The organism is Pseudomonas fragi (assembly GCF_002269505.1).
Classification (GTDB): domain Bacteria; phylum Pseudomonadota; class Gammaproteobacteria; order Pseudomonadales; family Pseudomonadaceae; genus Aquipseudomonas; species Aquipseudomonas fragi_D.
Window position 1 is genome coordinate 34,851 of record NZ_NQKQ01000010.1, and the last position, 16,670, is coordinate 51,520.

Annotated in this window: 15 protein-coding genes; 12 read left to right on the forward strand and 3 right to left on the reverse strand. The window is 60.1% G+C overall.

All coding sequences use genetic code 11. The features are described 5' to 3' along the window. Positions 1-8 precede the first annotated feature (8 nt). The 5 genes from CJU81_RS11020 (at position 9) to CJU81_RS11040 (ending at position 4,951) form a co-directional block, all read left to right on the forward strand. Positions 9-677: an SGNH/GDSL hydrolase family protein gene (locus CJU81_RS11020; protein WP_095036617.1), complete on the forward strand. Its 669-nt coding sequence runs from the start codon at positions 9-11 to the stop codon at positions 675-677. After that, positions 674-1,336, forward strand: a complete 663-nt coding sequence (locus CJU81_RS11025) for an alginate O-acetyltransferase AlgF (protein WP_095036618.1) — start codon at positions 674-676, stop codon at positions 1,334-1,336. Before CJU81_RS11020 ends, CJU81_RS11025 begins: the two co-directional genes overlap by 4 nt. An 18-nt stretch (positions 1,337-1,354) precedes the next feature. After that, the gene (locus tag CJU81_RS11030) at positions 1,355-2,770 is read left to right on the forward strand and encodes an MBOAT family O-acyltransferase (RefSeq protein WP_095036619.1); all 1,416 of its coding nucleotides are present in this window, start codon (positions 1,355-1,357) and stop codon (positions 2,768-2,770) included. A gap of 11 nt (positions 2,771-2,781) precedes the next feature. Then, positions 2,782-3,918: an alginate O-acetyltransferase AlgX-related protein gene (locus CJU81_RS11035; RefSeq protein WP_095036721.1), complete on the forward strand. Its 1,137-nt coding sequence runs from the start codon at positions 2,782-2,784 to the stop codon at positions 3,916-3,918. Positions 3,919-4,120: 202 nt separating this feature from the next. Next, positions 4,121-4,951 (forward strand): AraC family transcriptional regulator, encoded by an 831-nt coding sequence (locus tag CJU81_RS11040; protein ID WP_095036620.1) that lies wholly within the window; start codon positions 4,121-4,123, stop codon positions 4,949-4,951. Here CJU81_RS11040 and CJU81_RS11045 read toward each other — a convergent pair. Further along, positions 4,948-5,535 carry a LysE family translocator gene (locus tag CJU81_RS11045; protein ID WP_095036621.1) on the reverse strand — a complete coding sequence of 196 codons (588 nt, stop codon included), beginning with the start codon at positions 5,533-5,535 and terminating at the stop codon, positions 4,948-4,950. The genes CJU81_RS11040 and CJU81_RS11045 overlap by 4 nt on opposite strands. Before the next feature lie 159 nt (positions 5,536-5,694). Here CJU81_RS11045 and CJU81_RS11050 point away from each other — a divergent pair, with 159 nt between their 5' ends. The 4 genes from CJU81_RS11050 to CJU81_RS11065 all read left to right on the forward strand — a co-directional run bounded on the left by CJU81_RS11050 (position 5,695) and on the right by CJU81_RS11065 (position 9,613). Then, positions 5,695-6,252, forward strand: a complete 558-nt coding sequence (locus tag CJU81_RS11050; RefSeq protein WP_095036622.1) for a helix-turn-helix domain-containing protein — start codon at positions 5,695-5,697, stop codon at positions 6,250-6,252. Between the two features lie 26 nt (positions 6,253-6,278). Continuing rightward, positions 6,279-7,625 carry a glutamine synthetase family protein gene (locus CJU81_RS11055; protein WP_095036623.1) on the forward strand — a complete coding sequence of 449 codons (1,347 nt, stop codon included), beginning with the start codon at positions 6,279-6,281 and terminating at the stop codon, positions 7,623-7,625. Positions 7,626-7,746: 121 nt separating this feature from the next. Beyond that, on the forward strand, positions 7,747-8,532 hold the full coding sequence (locus CJU81_RS11060; RefSeq protein ID WP_441007416.1) for a hypothetical protein: 786 nt from the start codon (positions 7,747-7,749) through the stop codon (positions 8,530-8,532). Between the two features lie 22 nt (positions 8,533-8,554). Further along, on the forward strand, positions 8,555-9,613 hold the full coding sequence (locus tag CJU81_RS11065) for a linear amide C-N hydrolase (protein ID WP_095036624.1): 1,059 nt from the start codon (positions 8,555-8,557) through the stop codon (positions 9,611-9,613). A gap of 136 nt (positions 9,614-9,749) precedes the next feature. On the opposite strand, the gene bamA is transcribed toward CJU81_RS11065, so the two are convergent. Beyond that, positions 9,750-12,116 carry an outer membrane protein assembly factor BamA gene (bamA, locus tag CJU81_RS11070; protein WP_095036625.1) on the reverse strand — a complete coding sequence of 789 codons (2,367 nt, stop codon included), beginning with the start codon at positions 12,114-12,116 and terminating at the stop codon, positions 9,750-9,752. Between the two features lie 183 nt (positions 12,117-12,299). On the opposite strand from bamA, the gene CJU81_RS11075 reads away from it, so the two are divergent. The 3 genes from CJU81_RS11075 to CJU81_RS11085 all read left to right on the forward strand — a co-directional run bounded on the left by CJU81_RS11075 (position 12,300) and on the right by CJU81_RS11085 (position 14,795). After that, complete coding sequence (locus CJU81_RS11075) at positions 12,300-12,983, forward strand: response regulator transcription factor (protein WP_095036626.1); 684 nt, start codon at positions 12,300-12,302, stop codon at positions 12,981-12,983. Beyond that, entirely contained in the window at positions 12,980-14,239 is a 1,260-nt protein-coding gene (locus CJU81_RS11080) for an ATP-binding protein (RefSeq protein WP_095036627.1), read from the forward strand. The genes CJU81_RS11075 and CJU81_RS11080 overlap by 4 nt, the downstream gene beginning before the upstream one ends. 106 nt (positions 14,240-14,345) lie before the next feature. Then, positions 14,346-14,795 (forward strand): hypothetical protein, encoded by a 450-nt coding sequence (locus CJU81_RS11085; protein ID WP_095036628.1) that lies wholly within the window; start codon positions 14,346-14,348, stop codon positions 14,793-14,795. Here CJU81_RS11085 and CJU81_RS11090 read toward each other — a convergent pair. After that, positions 14,789-16,375, reverse strand: coding sequence for an aldehyde dehydrogenase (NADP(+)) (locus tag CJU81_RS11090; protein ID WP_095036629.1), 1,587 nt, complete (start codon positions 16,373-16,375; stop codon positions 14,789-14,791). The two genes, CJU81_RS11085 and CJU81_RS11090, sit on opposite strands and share 7 nt — an antisense overlap. Positions 16,376-16,670: the final 295 nt, after the last annotated feature.

Here is a 16,670-nt window from a genome sequence, read left to right on the forward strand (position 1 = left end):
GACTTTAAATGCCTTCTTCCGTTCTTGCCGGTATGACCCTTCTTGTTCTAAGGGAAAGCCACATGAGCCTGCCTAACTGTTTGATGGAGCCGCTGCACGCCAACCTGACCCAGCAGGGCGCAAATGTGCACTCGATTGGCGCGTGCGGTGCCAGTGCCGGCGATTGGTTGATTACCAAAAAAGTCGATTGTGGAGCCGAAGAAAAGGGTAACGGTAAAATTGTGATCAAGGGCCGTGACGCGACCACTACGCCGATCAAGGATTTGCTTGCAGCGGATAAACCGGATCTGGTGGTGCTGGTGATTGCAGACACTATGGCCTCTTACGACAAGCCGGTGTTTCCCAAGGCGTGGGCGTGGCAAAACGTGTCTGCTCTGGCCAAGGAAATTACCGCCAATGGCGCCAAGTGCGCCTGGGTAGGTCCGGCGTGGGGCAAGGAGGGCGGCATGTACAAGAAGAACGATGCCCGCACCAAGCTGATATCTGCGTTCCTGGCGACCAATGTTGCGCCTTGTACTTACATCGATTCGCTGGAGTTTTCCAAGCCGGGGCAGTGGGTGACCACTGACGGCCAGCATTTTACTGTGGCGGGTTACAAATCCTGGGCCAACGCCATCGGTGATGCCTTGGGCAAGCTGCCCCCTGAAGCAGTCAGTGCCAAGGGAGCAAACAAATGATCCGGCCTGTCTTGGGTGTGGCAGTGTTGTTTTGCAGCGCGCATGCGCTGGCTGCCGACTTTGCCCTGTACCCGACAGGCCCTGATCAGGACGCCGCCTTTATCCGCTTCGTCAACGCCACCACCGCCCCTGTGGAGGTGATTGGCCAGGCGGGGCAACCGCCACTGCGCCTTGAAACCGCAGCACCGGCATCATTGTTGTTCCCGGTGGATGCGAGCAGCGCGATCAAGGGTTCGCTGGTCGGCGGCGGGCACACACTGGCACTCGACCTTAAGGTCGAGCCGGGTGAGTTTGCGACCATTGTGGTGGTGCCGCAAGGTGATGGCGTCGAGCAAGTCGCGGTGCGCGAAAAACCGGATGACTTCAACGGCCTCAAGGCTTCACTGGCGTTCGTCAATGTTGATAAATCGTGCAGCGATGCCAGCCTGCGGCCCGCCGGGCGTACGGGCGATCTGTTCAAGGCAGTCCCGGTTGCCAGCCTGCAGCGACGTTCGATCAACCCGGTGAATCTGTCGGTGCAACTGGTGTGCGCCAACGCCAACGTGGGGGCGCCGCTGGATCTGGGCATGCTCAAGGCGGGCGAGCGCTACAGCGTGTTGCTGGTGCCTTCTGCCAGCGGGCCACGCCTGTTGAGCACCACGGATACTCTGTCCCACTGATCGGATTGCACCGCTGCCATGGTCTTCGCCTCACTCGAGTTCCTGACGCTGTTCTTGCCGGCCTTCATGCTGGTTTACGCCCTGGGCAAGCCGCAGTGGCGTAACGTCATTCTGTTGCTCGGCAGCTGGTTGTTCTATGGCTGGCTGAACCCGATGTTCCTCGCGTTGCATGTGGCGCTGACCATCGTGGCCTGGGTGGGCGGGTTGCTGATCGATCGCAGCCGCGAGGACGCCAGGGGCCGTGTGCGGCTGTTGATCGCGCTGATCGTGTTCAACACGGCGGTGCTGTGCTGGTACAAGTACGCCAATATCCTGGCCGCGACCTGGATTGACTGGATCACGTATCCGGGGGCGATGCCGCTGGAGTGGCAGCGGGTGGCGCTGCCCGCGGGGCTGTCGTTTATCGTGCTGCAGGCAATTTCCTATCTGGTGGATGTGCACCGCCACACCGTGCCGGTGGAGCGCAGCTTTATCAATTACGCCACTTATATTTCGATGTTCGGCCACTCGATTGCGGGGCCGATCATCCGCTATGACTGGGTGCGTCGCGAGCTCACCAAACGTTATTTCGACTGGCAGAATTTCTCTCTGGGTGCACGCCGTTTCATGATCGGCATGTGCATGAAAGTGCTGGTGGCAGATACGCTGTCGCCGTTGGTGGATGTGGCCTTTCACCTCGACAATCCCTCTTTTGTCGATGCCTGGATCGGTTGCCTGGCCTACTCGCTGCAATTGTTTTTCGACTTCGCCGGTTACAGCGCCATGGCCATCGGCCTTGGCTTGATGCTGGGCTTTCATTTCCCGGAAAACTTCAACCAGCCGTACCTGGCCAGCAGTATTCAGGATTTTTGGCGGCGTTGGCACATGTCCTTGTCCAGCTGGTTGCGCGACTACCTGTATATCGCCCTGGGCGGTAACCGCAACGGTGCCTGGAAGACCTATCGCAACCTGTTCCTGACCATGGCCATCGCGGGGCTGTGGCATGGCGGCGACAGCTGGAACTACCTGCTGTGGGGCGCGGCTCACGGTGTTGCGCTGTGTGTGGACCGGTTGTGGTCGCGCTCCAGCCTGCCGCGCATCCCGTCATGGTTGTCGCACACGTTGACGTTGCTGTTTGTGTTTATGGCCTGGACCCTGTTCCGCGCGCCGGATTTTGCCGCTGCCATGAATATGTACGCCGGCCAGCTGGGCTTGCACGATGTTGCCCTGGGCGACGCGCTGGCCGTGACCCTGCGCTCGGCGCACGGTCTGGCAGCATTGCTGGGTGTGGTGTGCATCATCGCACCGTTGTTCAAAAGCCGTTATGAACAGCGCTTTGCTGCCCGTGCCTGGTTTGCGCCGATGGCGGCCTTGTGGCCGGTGGCGGGTTTCATGCTTTCGTTTGCGTTGATCGCGAGCCGCGAAGCAGTGCCCTTCCTGTACTTCCAGTTCTGATGGTCGCGCCCATGTCCTCATCATCGCCCCAACCGGTTGTACCGTCTGAATTCACCGCCCGTGTCAGCAAATTGGGCGGCGCGATATTTGCCGGTTTTCTGGCTGTCAGTTTTGCCTCGTCGCTCTGGCTGTTGTTCAGTACCAAGGTGCCAATGCTGGCGCCTGACCTGACCCCCGACGAAGTGCTGCATGGCGAGGTAACACACAGGCTTGCCAGGCAATTGTCCGCGGCTGCAGTGCCACAAACAGCGGCGGATCTTGAGCGCGCGGCAAGCTGGCTGGCCCTGCACGATACCGGCGCCCGAGTGCGTCCGGGGTGTGCGGGCTGGCTGTTCTTGACCGATGAAATGCGCATCAACCGTCATGCACAGGTTAATGCTCAAGCCAAGGCAGCAGCGGTACGCGACATCCAGCAGCAGTTGGCCGGGCGCGGTATCCGCTTGCTGGTGGTCGTGGTCCCGGACAAAAGCCGGATTGCCGGTGCGCAACTGTGTGATTTACGCCGCCCGGTGCAGTTGCAACATCGCGCCGAAGCCTGGGTTGAGGGGTTGAACAAAGCCGGGGTGAGCGCTGTGGATCTCGCCCCGGTTCTGCACTCTGTGGGCAGCGATGCCTATCTGCGCACTGATACCCACTGGAGTGAAGCGGGGGCCTCGGCGGCAGCCAAGGCCATCGCCGTGCAGGTACAGGCAATGGGGATCAGCGCCACGCCGCACAAGGCTTATGAAGCTGCGCTGCAAGACCCGGCGCGGCGCCCGGGAGACCTGGTGCGACTGGCCGGTCTTGAGTGGCTGCCAGTGGGGTTGCAACCCGCAGCGGAATCGGTGGCGGCCAGCCAGTTCAGTGAAAAAACCGATTCATCCCAAAGCGATGCTGACAATCTGGATGATCTGTTTGGCGATGACAACCTGCCCAACGTTGCCCTGATCGGCACATCGTTCTCGCGCAACTCCAACTTTGCCGGGTTTGTGCAACAGGCCCTTGGCGCACCCATAGGTGACTTTTCCAAGGACGGTGGCGAGTTCTCCGGTGGTGCCAATGGCTATTTCAGCAACCCTGCATTCAAACAGACACCGCCCAAACTGGTGATCTGGGAAATCCCCGAGCGTGATTTGCAGACGCCTTACAGCGATGTGATCCAGTTGTAGTCGCTGACGAGGCACGAGGCTGCGATCGGCTGCGAAGCAGTCGTAAACCTGGGCTGCTCGTTCGTTCTGACACACCGCAGTTGCCGGATATGCGACCGCTTCGCGCTCGATCGCAGCCTCGCTGCGCTCCTCAGCGACTACGGGCGATCGGTGATAGTGCTAGTCTGGCAACCAGACACCTGCCCATCACGGTCCCGATCCCATGCCTGCAAGCTCGCCATCACACTGCGCAACTCCGAGGTTCTGGCGGGATGCGCAGTTGCCCTTTATCGAGGCGCGCTCCATCGCCGATGGCCGCAAGGTCTGTTATGCCCGGCACTCTCACGAGATCTTCTCAATCGGTGCGATCACCTCCGGTTGCTGCAATTACCTGCATGAAAAAACCAGCCACAGGATCAGCGCTGGCACGGTGGTGTTGATGAACCCCGGTGATGTTCACGCCTGTAATCCGGTCGAGGACCAGCAGTGGTCTTATGTGATGCTGTATGTCGATGCCCAATGGCTGGCGGGCATTCAACAGGGGTTTGATGAGGATGCTGGCGGGCTGTTCCAGCCGATTGCGGCCACTTACACCCAATCGCACGCACTGTTCAACGGGCTGACCGGGCTGTATGCGCAACTGATCGATCCTGATCTTGAAGTGCTGGCCAGGCACGAAGCTGCGATCAAGTTTTTTTCGGCGATGCAGCAGGAGCTGGGTGGTTCGGTCACGTTGCGCAAGCCCGCCAATGCGCGGGTGGAGCGCGCCGGTGAATATATCGACGAGCACTTTTTGCGCACGATTCGCCTGCAGGATATCTGCGAGGCCGCCAGCCTGTCAGAGGCTTACCTGATCCGTGCTTTCGAGCAGCGATACCATATGACGCCCCACGCCTATCTGATCAATCGGCGCATCCAGCATGCCCAGGCGCAGTTGCGCGAGGGTGCGTTGATTGCCGATATCGCACAGCAAACCGGCTTTGCCGATCAGGCGCATTTCCAGCGGGTGTTTAAAAAGCACCTCGCGGCCACGCCCGGCCAATACAAGGCTTAAAACCACAGCAAGGACACCGCGCAGCCCGCCAGCATGGCCGCCATACCGCGATTGAACAGGCGGATGCGCCTTGCGCTGTGCAGGTAGCGGCTCAAAAACGCGCCGGTGTAGGCCCAGCAGGCCACCGACAGGTAGCAGATCACAAAGTAGATCAGGGCAAATGCCCAGATCAGTGTGGCTTCACCCCCGGAGACAAAAGCACCCATGCCTGCGACTGCGGCCAGCCAGGCCTTGGGGTTGAGCCATTGCATGGCTGCACCGGTGAGAAACGACGGCTGCCGGGTGTCGCCGCCGAACTCGATGCGGCCGTTGTCCATCGCCAGTTTCCAGGCCAGATACAGCAAAAAAGCCATACCGGCCCAGCGGATCAGATCGGTGAGAACGGGCCACTGCTTAAGCACCTCATGCAGGCCGAAACCGGTAAACAGCAGCAACACTACAAACCCGACGGTAGCTCCCAGCACATGGCGCAGGCTGGGGCCCAGGCCGAACTGCATGCCCGAACTCAGGGCCACCACATTCACCGGCCCCGGCGAAATGGAGGCTGCCAGGGCAAACGCCGCCATCGAAATCAACAGGCTCATCGTAATTGTTCTCCACTTCAAGGTTGAGCCTTGAGGTTATGGGGCGCGCGCGCAGGCGTATTGAACAAAACTCCCCTGTGTCGGGATGACTTGCGTTGGTGAAATTTAGTCTGTATTTTTTCATGAAATTAAATGATTTAAATTTCATGGCGGCCGGGAATGAACAAGCAAGAAGAGATGGCCGCGTTGGCACTCCTTATCCATGACCTGCGCAAACACAAGAAGTACACCCTCAAAGAACTGGCCGACAAGATCGGCCGTTCAGTGGGTTTTTTGTCCCAGGTCGAGCGCGGCCTCTCTCAGCCGACAGTGGCCGATCTGACCGCGATCAGCGAAACCCTGGGCGTGCCCACCACCTATTTCTACAGCCTGCCCAAGCCCAAGCAGTTGCCCTGGGTGACCCGCCCGGACGAGCGCCGCACCTTGTACCTGGGCAACGGGATTACCGACATCCTGGTCTCGCCGAAAATCCGTGCGTCCTTCTCCATGCTCGAAAGCCTGCTGGAAGCCGGGGCCAGCAGCGGTGAGCGACCCATGACCGACAGTTCGGAGCAGGGTGGCTACGTGATCGAGGGCCAGTTGACCCTGTGGCTGGGTGACGACAATGAGCCCGCGACCCTCAATGCCGGGGACAGCTTTCAGTTCGACAGCCATACGCGCTGTCGCTACGCCAACCTGACACAGCAGCTCACCCGCGTGCTGTGGGTTTACACCTGACAACAATAAATAAAGGAACCTTGAAGATGGATGCTGCCTGCTCTGATCTGCTGGCCGAAGTACGTGCCTTTCGCCAGCACCACCCTGAGGTGCGTTATGTCGATCTGATTTCCCTGGACATCCCCGGGCATTTCTACGGCAAACGCTACCCCATCGACATGCTCGAAAAAGTCGCGGCCGGCAGTGTTCTCAAATTACCGCAGAACTGCGTGCTGCTGGGGGTACAGGGCGGGCTGTTCAAGATTGGTGATTACTGCTTCAACGATGGTGACCCGGATGCCGTGCGGCGCCTGGTGCCCGGCACGCTCAAGCCGGTGACCTGGGAAGGCCAGCCGTTGGGCCAGATGCTGATCACTTCGGACGGCACCGACCAGCCGATTGTTTTCGAGCCCCGCGAAGTCCTGGCCCAGGTGCTGGCACGCCTGGCGCGCAAAGGCATTCACCCGGTGGTGGCGTTTGAGCTGGAGTTCTACCTGTTCGACCGGCACTTGCGTGATGGTTTGCCACAGTTCCCCCGTGACCCCTTGAGCGACGATCCTGATGACCAGCCCAATATGCATATCGAGCGCCTGTCGCGCTTCGCGCCGGTGCTGGATGAAATGGTCGACGCGGCGCAGGCCCAGGGCATCGATGCAACCGTGATTACGGCCGAGCTGGGGCCGGGGCAGTTCGAAATCAATTTCGGTCATCTTGATGACGGTTTGCGTGCTGCGGACTGGGCGGCCCTGTTCTGCCGCAGCACTCGTGGCGTGGCGCTCAAGCATGGCTATCGCGCCAGCTTTATGGCCAAGCCCTACCTGCAACATCCGGGCAGCGGCATGCATGTGCATGTCAGCTTGTACGATGGGGCAGGCAACAACCTGTTGGCGGCTCGCCAGCAGCAACCCTTGCGTCACGCCATTGCCGGTTGCCTGGAATTACTGCCAGCGTGCATGCCGGTTTTTGCGCCTAACCACAACGCCTTTCGCCGCCTGGGCGGAACGACCAATATCGCCACCCAGGCCAGCTGGGGGTATGAAGACCGCGACGCGTGCTTGCGCATTCCCGAGTCGGACGCCAACAACCTGCGCGTTGAATATCGCCTGGCGGGGGCCGATGCCAACCCGTATCTAGTGCTGGCGGCGATTCTGGTTGGCCTTGAACACGGTCTTGATGCGGGCAAAGAACCGATCCTGCCACTGAACGAAGACCGCAACAGCGGCATTGCCTTCCCTCTGGACATGCTCGAAGCGGTGCGGGCCATGCAGCACCAGCCACAGTTGCGTGAAGGCCTGGGCGCCGAGTTTGTCGATGTGTACTGCGAGAACAAGCGCCAGGATCATCTGGCCTTTATGCAGGAAATCAGTGCCCGGGAATATCGCTGGTTTATGTAAAAAACCATGCAAGGTTTTTTGATCGCAACAATGACGATGCCTGACAGAAAGTTTTCAGGTGGGAACTGCTATACCTACTGATCAAATCAGATGTCGGTCAGTCAGGGCGATGAAAAATACAATGTTCAATAGAGCTGCAACGGCTTTGCCGCTGTTGCTGTTCGTGCAGATGGCACATGCTGATCAGCCTGCGGACTCACAATGGCTAGTGCTGGCCAGCCCCTTTGTCTGGGCGCCGTCCATGAGCGGGCAGGCCGCGCTTGGCGGGGTCAATACCAAGGTCGATGTGCCGTTTGCGGATGTCTGGGAGAACCTGAGCTCAGTGTTTATGGGCAATCTGGAATTGACCAACCGCACACTGGGGTTTTATGTCGACGGCGTCCACGCCAAAACCGATCAGTCCGAAAGGGTCTATGGACGCAAGCTGGGACTGGCGATCACCCAGAGCACCCTGGCCGTGGGCGCGTATTACCGGGCCTATGAATATGAGTTGGGTGGCGAGACAATTTTTGGTGAGCCACGGGCCTGGCGTATCGAACCCACAGCGGGGGTACGCTGGACCAAGCTGTCCACCAAGCTGCATATCGATTCGCTGGGGTTCAGCACCAAGAAAAAAACCGAGTGGAGCGACCCCTTCATAGGCCTGCGCATGCACGCAGACCTGACAGACCGCTGGACCCTGTCCGGTGAAACCGACACCGGCGGGCTGGATACCTCCTCGAAGAAAACCTGGAACGCTCAAGGCTATCTGGGCTATCGCTTGTACCTGGCCGATCACCCCACGATCATCCGCGTCGGCTATCGGGTACTGGCGCAGAACTATCGAACTACCGACTTTACCGGCAACACGTTCAAGTACGACGTGACCCAGCGCGGCCCGGTACTGGGCCTGTCCATGCGCTTCTGACAAGCACCGAGGAGACAAGGCAATGCTACTGCTCAAACACACCCGCACTCTGACGCTGGCACTGGCAGGCTTTATGCTCGCATTGCCGGTTGCCAATGCCTGCACCCGTCTGGTGTATCTGGGGGACAACGACCGGGTGATCACCGCGCGATCCATGGACTGGAAAACCGACGTGGCCACCAACCTGTGGATCTTCCCCCAGGGCATGCAACGCACCGGCGAAGTGGGGCCGGGGTCGCTCAAGTGGACGTCAAAGTACGGCAGTGTGATCGCCAGCGGCTATGATATTTCCACCACCGACGGGGTCAACGAGGCGGGGTTGTCGGCCAACCTGCTGTGGCTGGTCGAGTCCGAGTACCCACCGGTCAACCAGGGCAAACCGGGGCTGAGCATTGCCGCCTGGGCCCAGTATGTGCTGGATAATTTCAGCAGCGTGTCTGAAGCGGTGGCTGTGCTCAGGACTGAGCCCTTTACCGTGGTCACGGCCAATGTGCCGGGTGAAAGCCGACTGGCAACCTTGCACCTGTCGATGTCCGATGCCTCGGGAGACAGCGCCATCATTGAGTTTATTGATGGCAAGCAGGTGATCCACCACGACCGCAGCTATCAGGTGATGACCAACTCCCCGGCGTTCGATGCGCAGCTGGCCATGAACGCCTACTGGCAAGCCATCGGCGGGACGGTGATGTTACCCGGCACCAATCGCTCGGCGGACCGTTTTGCCCGTGCCTCGTTTTACGTCAATGCAGTGCCGAAAAACCAGGATGCACGCTTGTCACTGGCCAGTGTATTCAGCGTAATCCGCAACGTCTCGGTGCCGTACGGCATTACCACCCCCGGTGAGCCGAACATTTCCTCGACACGCTGGCGCTCGGTGATCGACCACAAGCAGGGGCTGTACTTTTTCGAGTCGGCGATCACGCCAAACACCTTTTGGGTGGACTTGAACAAGATCGACTTCTCCAGAGCCACAGGTGCGGTCAAAAAGCTGGACCTGGGCCCGGACCAAAGCACCCTTTACTCCGGAGAGGTCTCAAGCCGCTTTCAGGTCACACCGGCCTTCAAGTTTGAAGGGGCGTAAAAGCCCCAGCTGCTGTCGACGGTCAAGCAAGCGCCACGTGGGAGCGAGCCTGCTCGCGAAGGCCGTTCGCGAGCAGGCTCACTCCTACAAGTTGCAGTTCCTCTGCAGCTACTGACAGGTTAAAGATTCCGCGCTTTTAAAACGTCTGCCCCATGGAGAACTGGAACACCTGTGTTTCAGCGTCATCAGGTTTGCGGATCGGCAGCGCGAGGTTGACGCTCAGCGGGCCCATCGGACTGTACCAGGTGACGCCGACACCTACGGAGCTGGCCATCTGGCTGAGGTCCACGCCGTCGCAGCCGGTGGTGGTGCTCAGGTAGCACTTGTCCGAGTACACGCTGCCGACATCCCAGAACAGCGAAGTGCGCAGGGATTTGTTGTCCTTGATAAAGGGCATCGGGAACAGGTATTCGACTCCTCCGGTGATCATGATGTTGCCGCCCAGCGCCTCGGTGTCACGGTCGGAGTAATACGCTTGCCCGGCGCTGGAGTAGGTGCCGGTGGCCGGGGTGTTACGCGGGCCCAGGGTGCCGCTTTCAAAGCCGCGCACCGTACCTTCGCCGCCTGCAGTGTAGTTTTCATAGAACGGCAGGCCATCGGTGGAGCCATAGCCATTGCCGTACCCAAGCTTGGTATGAAAGCGCAACGAGGTCGATGCGCTCACCGGCAGGAAGGTCTGGCCGGTGTAGTCGATCTTGTAGAAGCTCAAGTCGCTGCCGGGTACCGTGACCATCAGGTTGAGGTTTTGCGAGTAGCCGCGGGTCGCCAGGATGCCCTTGTTCAGGGTCGACTCAGACCAGCCCAGGTTGGCCTTGAAATTGGTGAACTCCTTGCCTTCACGGTCGATAAAATCATAGATCTCGTCGGCACTGTAGGTGCCGGGTTCAATGCTGTCATGCTGCGCCGTCAGGCCAAAACTGATCCGTGAGGTCTCATTGATCGGGTAGCCCAGTGTGGCGCCGGCGCCATAACTGTTGATCGAGTAGTACGACACGCCATCGTCGTAGTAATCGTTGTAGTCGGTTTTGTTGTAAAAGGCGTTGTAGCCCAGGCTTACGCCGTCCTTGGTGAAGTACGGGTCGGTGAAGCCGATGTTGTATTTGCTCTGGTACTCGGAGCGGGTCAGGCCCAGGCTGGCCGAGTTGCCCGTGCCCAGGAAGTTGTTCTGGGTGATCGAACCGCCAAGGATCAGGCCGGCGCTCTGGGCAAAACCGACACTGGCAGTGATCGAGCCGGAAGACTGCTCTTCAACGCTGTAGTTGACGTCAACCTGGTCATCGACACCCGCCACCGCCGGTGTCTCCACGCTGACTTCCTTGAAGTAGCCCAGGCGCTCAAGCCGCGTCTTGGACTGGTCGATCAGGTAGGTGGACGCCCAGCCGCCTTCCATCTGACGCATTTCGCGGCGCAGTACCTGATCTTCGGTCTTGGTGTTGCCGCGAAAGTTGATGCGGTTGGCGTAGGCGCGCTTGCCCGGGTCGACCACGAATTCGATGTCGACCGTATTGCCGTCCTTGCTCGGGGTCGGCACCGCATTGACGTTGGCAAAGGTATAGCCTTCGTTGCCCAGGCGACGGCTGATCAGGTCCGAAGTCGTGGTCATAAGTTTGCGGGAAAATACCTGCCCCTTTTGTACCAGCAGCAAGGCGCTGATCTGCTCTTCGGGCACTTTCAGGTCGCCGCGCAGCTTGATATCGCGCACGGTGAATTTGGTGCCTTCACTGATATTGACGGTAATGAAGACCTGTTTCTTGTCCGGGCTGATCGACACCTGGGTCGACACGATTTCCATATTGATATAGCCACGGTCCATGTAGTACGAGCGCAAACGCTCCAGATCACCGGACAGTTTTTCACGGGCATATTTGTCATCGTTCTTGAAGAACGACAGCCAGTTGGTGGTTTTGAGGGTGAACTGATCGTCCAGCTCGGCCTGGTCGAAAACACTATTGCCCACCACATTGATATGCTTGATCGCGGCCACTTCGCCTTCGTCGATCTTGATCTTGAGGCCGACGCGGTTGCGCGGTTGGGCAACCACCTCGGCGTCGACCGCGGCCGAGTAACGCCCTTGCGCCACATACTGGCGCAGCAGCTCATTGCGCACACCTTCGAGCGTGGCGCGCTGGAACACTTCGCCTTCAGCCAGCCCGGATTGCTTGAGGCCTTTCATCAGGTCATCGCTGGAGATGGCCTTGTTGCCTTCAATGTCGATACTGGCGATGGACGGCCGCTCGACTACGGTTATCACCAGGACGTCGCCGTCGCGGCCCAGCTGGATGTCCTGAAAGAAACCGGTCTTGAACAGTGCGCGTGTGGACTCCACCAGTTGCTGGTCATAGACCTGTTCGCCGACGTTCAAAGGCAGGGCGCCGAACACGCTGGCGGCGGACACCCGCTGCAGGCCGTTGATGCGGATATCGGCAATCTTGAAACCCTGGGCGTGGGCCGCAGAGGCATTGAGCAGCAGTGCAACCGAGCAGAGCAGGCGCGCAAAATTCATGTAGATCATTTATCCAGGACACATCGACAAACAGCACAAGCAGGCTGGTGGAGGTCCAGCATAAAAGCTCGGGGCGTATGGTGCGGTTAACCGAGTGTCAAGTTAGGTAAAGGTTGGCCGCAGGCAATGACGCTGCGGGCCGCAAGGACGATAATGGGTAGATCCCCCCTTCAAGAGTTCGCCATGATCCGTGTATTGCTCGTCGACGATGACCAGGAACTGACCGGTTTGCTCAGTGAGTATCTGGAGCGCGAAGGCTTTGAAGCGACAGCGGTGCATACCGGCGAGGAGGGCGAGGTGCAGGCGCTGTCCGGGCAATACAGCATTGTGGTGCTGGATGTGATGCTGCCTCGGCTTTCCGGGATTGAAGTGCTGCGGCGCATTCGTGCCCGCAGCCAGGTGCCGGTGGTGCTGCTCACCGCCCGCGGGGACAACATCGACCGCATCACCGGCCTGGAGCTGGGCGCCGATGACTATGTGCCCAAACCCAGTTCGCCGGGGGAGCTGGTGGCGCGCTTGCGCGCCATCATGCGCCGGGTGCAGCCGGTGGATCAGGCCACTACCGAGGTGATCAAGACCGGCCCGCTGGTGCTGTGGCCCGGCAAGCGCCAGGCGCTGTGGCAGGGCCGGGAGTTGGGAGTGACCAGCACCGAGTTCAGCCTGCTCGAAGAGCTGGCCCGCAGTGCCGGGCAAGTGGTGAGCAAGCAGGACTTGTCACTCAATGCCCTGGGTTGCCCGTTGACCCGTTACGATCGACGCATTGATGTACATATCAGCAGCATCCGCCAGAAGCTTGGCCCACGGCCGGATGCCAAAGCGTGGATCCAGAGCGTGCGCGGGCTCGGCTATCTGTTGATCGCAGAATGATGAAACCCAGCCGACTGTTCTGGAAATTGTTCCTGGCCTTCTGGCTGGCTACCAGCCTGACGTTTTTTGTCGGTATCGGCATTATCACCTTGAGTCGCCAGGGCCCTGGCAATCCGCACCTGGATACCATCCTTGAAAGCGAGGAGCAGTTGCTGCGCCAGTTCGGTGTCGAGGCTGGCAAGCAGTTGCTGCAGGTGTGGCACCACCCCGATGACGAGGCCATTGCGGTGTATGACAGTGGCGGGCAACTGCTGGCCGGGTTGCCGATTGTGCGCCCGGTGTTCGAGCGTACGGTGATCAGCAAGGAAGGTCTCACTCTGTCGCTCAGGTCGACGCGAGTACCTGGCAATGGTGGCGGCGGGGAAGGCGGGCCGGGGCTGATGCCATTGCTTATCGGCACCGTGATGAGCGCGCTGTTCAGCAGCTTTATGGCTTTTTATCTGGCCTGGCCGCTGGCTTATTTGCGCCGGGCGATGAGTGATGTGGCCCAAGGCCGATTCGAAACCCGGGTAAAGCCGTTTATGGGCGCGCGGCGTGATGAAATTGTCGACCTGGCCGAAGACTGCGACCGTATGGCCAACCAGCTCAAGCTGCTGGTTGATGCCCAGCAACACTTGTTGCATGACATCTCCCATGAATTGCGTTCGCCCCTGACGCGCATGCAGGCAGCCATCGGGTTGTTGCATCAAAACCCGGCCCGTGCCGATATGGTCGAACGTATCGAGCGCGAATCGCAGCGCATGGACACCCTGATTGAAGCCCTGCTGACCCTGGCGCGTGTACAAGGTCGCCCCGACAGCATCGAGCGCGAGTCGGTGGACATTATCGAGTTGCTGCACTTGATAGTCGAAGACGCGCAGTTCGAAGCGGGCATCAAGGGCTGCCGGGTCATCTTGCAGGGGTGCCCGTCCTTTGTCAGCCGGGTCAGCGGCGAGTTGTTGTATCGCTGTTTTGAGAACGTGATCCGCAATGCCGTGCGCCATACCCGTGCGCACAGTTCGGTGCTGGTGGTGGCCGAAGCCAGCCCGGCGGGTCATTGCCTGACGGTACGGATCAGCGATCAGGGGCCGGGTGTCGAGGAGTCCCGCTTGCAGCGGATCTTCGACCCGTTCGAACGCGGTACCAGCGAGGTGGGTAGTGGTTTTGGCCTGGGTCTGGCGATTGCTTCCAGGGCGGTGGAAATGCACGGCGGCAGCATCAAGGCGAGCAACCTGCCGGGAGGCGGCTTGAGCGTGGCAATCACCTTGCCGCTCTAGCTGCTACGGGATCGCCGGGGATCTTTACACGAAATTACAATGCCTTGACGGCCCTGTACGCCATGCCCCCGTAGACTTTGCCGCTCAATATCGAGCGGAGGTGGGCATGTTTCTGGTGCATAAAAAGGGGTTCGTTGCCGGCAAGAAAATGGTCGATGGCCTGGTGCCCTACGACTTTTTTTGCGAGGACAATCCGGCCATCAACCTGTTTGTATTTACCGGTGCCGGAGCACTGGGCAAAACGGTTGAAGAACAGACGCTGTGGGGGTTTACCCGTCTTGAACGCTTTGAAGCACTGACCAGTACCCTGGTCGCGAACAAAAAGAACCAGGGCTGGTTTCAAAGCGTCAATGTGCTCACCGGGCCCGCACAGAACGGCACCCAGACCGTGAAGTTCCAGCGGGTGTCGAAAATCATCAAGCATGTCAGCGTCAACAATCGCGTAGCCAGCAGGGCCGGCTACGAGATCCTGACCGATGAAGGCGACACCTACTTCACCCTTAAGCAGGTGCCGGGACACAGCGCCCAGACCGTGATCTACGCTGCCGATCAGTGACCCAGCGGGTTGCGGCTGTGGCTGCCGTTGACCAGACGTTCGATCCCCAGCGGGTTGGCATTTTTCAGCGCATCCGGCAGCAGGCTGTCAGGGTAGTTCTGGTAGCACACCGGGCGCAGAAAGCGATCGATGGCCAAGGTCCCCACCGAGGTCCCGCGGGCATCGGACGTCGCCGGGTAAGGCCCGCCATGGACCATGGCGTCACACACCTCGACACCGGTAGGGTAGCCGTTGAGCAACAGGCGCCCGGCCTTGTGCTCCAGCACCGGTACCACCTCGGCAAATGCCTCAAGGTCGGCGGATTCAGCAATCAGTGTGGCTGTCAGCTGGCCATGCAGGCTGTGCAGCGCTTGCAGCAACTGTGCCCTGTCCGCGACCTCGACCACCAGGGTGGTCGGCCCGAATACTTCCTCCTGCAACACCTCGGCACCGCCTATCAACAGGCTGGCACTGGCCTGGAACAGCTGCGGGCTGGCCTGGTTGCCCTGTTGCGGCGCACCGGCAAGGTGGCGAATGCCATCGACCTGGGCCAGACGCTGGATGCCTTTGCTGTAACTGGCCAGGCCCCCGGCGTTGAGCAGTGTTTGCGCCGGTTGAGCGCTGAAGAACTGGCCTAGCGCGGTGATAAAAGCACTGAATTCAGGGGAGCGGATGCCCAGCACCAGACCCGGGCTGGTGCAAAACTGACCCGCGCCCAGCATCACTGAACCGCCCAGCTCCTTGGCGATCTGCTCGCCACGTGCCAGCAAAGCCTGTGGCAATACCAGCACCGGGTTGATGCTCGACATCTCGGCAAACACCGGAATTGGCTGGGGTCTGGCGGCGGCCATATCGCACAGGGCGCGGCCACCGGACAACGAACCGGTAAAACCGACGGCCTGAATGGCCGGGTGCTTGACCAGCGCTGCGCCCACACCCGCGCCGTAGATCATATTGAATACACCGGTGGGCATCTCAGTGCGCTCGGCAGCACGCACGATGGCCTGGGCAACGTGTTCAGCGGTTGCCATATGCCCGCTGTGTGCCTTGAACACCACCGGACAACCTGCGGCCAGTGCCGAAGCGGTATCACCGCCGGCGGTGGAGAACGCCAGCGGGAAGTTGCTGGCGCCAAACACGGCCACCGGGCCTACGCCGATGCGGCACTGGCGCAGGTCTGCGCGGGGCAGGGGCAGACGGTCCGGTAGTGCCTGATCGATGCGTGCGCCGTAAAAGTCGCCGCGCCGCAGTACGTTGGCGAACAGACGCATCTGCCCGCTGGTGCGTCCACGCTCGCCCTGGATCCGGGCGGCAGGCAGGGCGGTTTCGCGACAGACGATGGCAACAAAGTCGTCACCCAGCGCGTCGATTTCATCGGCGATAGCTTCCAGAAATTCGGCCCGGCGTGCGGCCGGCAAACTGCGAAAGGCGGGGAAGGCGGTATTGGCCGCGCTGACGGCGGCATCCACTTCGCTTTCGGTGGCCTGCACAAATGCGTATGGCAATGCCTCGCCAGTACTGGCATCCACGCTGTACAGGTGAACGGTGCCGGCGCCGCTGCGCTGACCGCCAATAAAGTTCTGGCCGGTGATGGGGAGCATATGGATTTCCTTTAGGTGGGAAGGCAGAGACACTCTGTTGCGAGACGAATCCTGTAGCCGCTGACGAGCGCAGCGAGGCTGTGACAAGGACCGAAGGGCCTTGAACATGCAGGGAGCACCAGCAGCCCATCGCAGCCTCGCTGCGCTCGTCAGCGGCTACAGGGGATTGCCACCAAAGGTGTAGGCAATGGCAGCGTTTTCGCCGCCTGTTGTGGTTATAAGTTGCACCGCAGTTATCCCGATAGCGAGCCATACAGGCTCTTTCAGGCGACCACTGTAAGTTTTGTCGTGGACA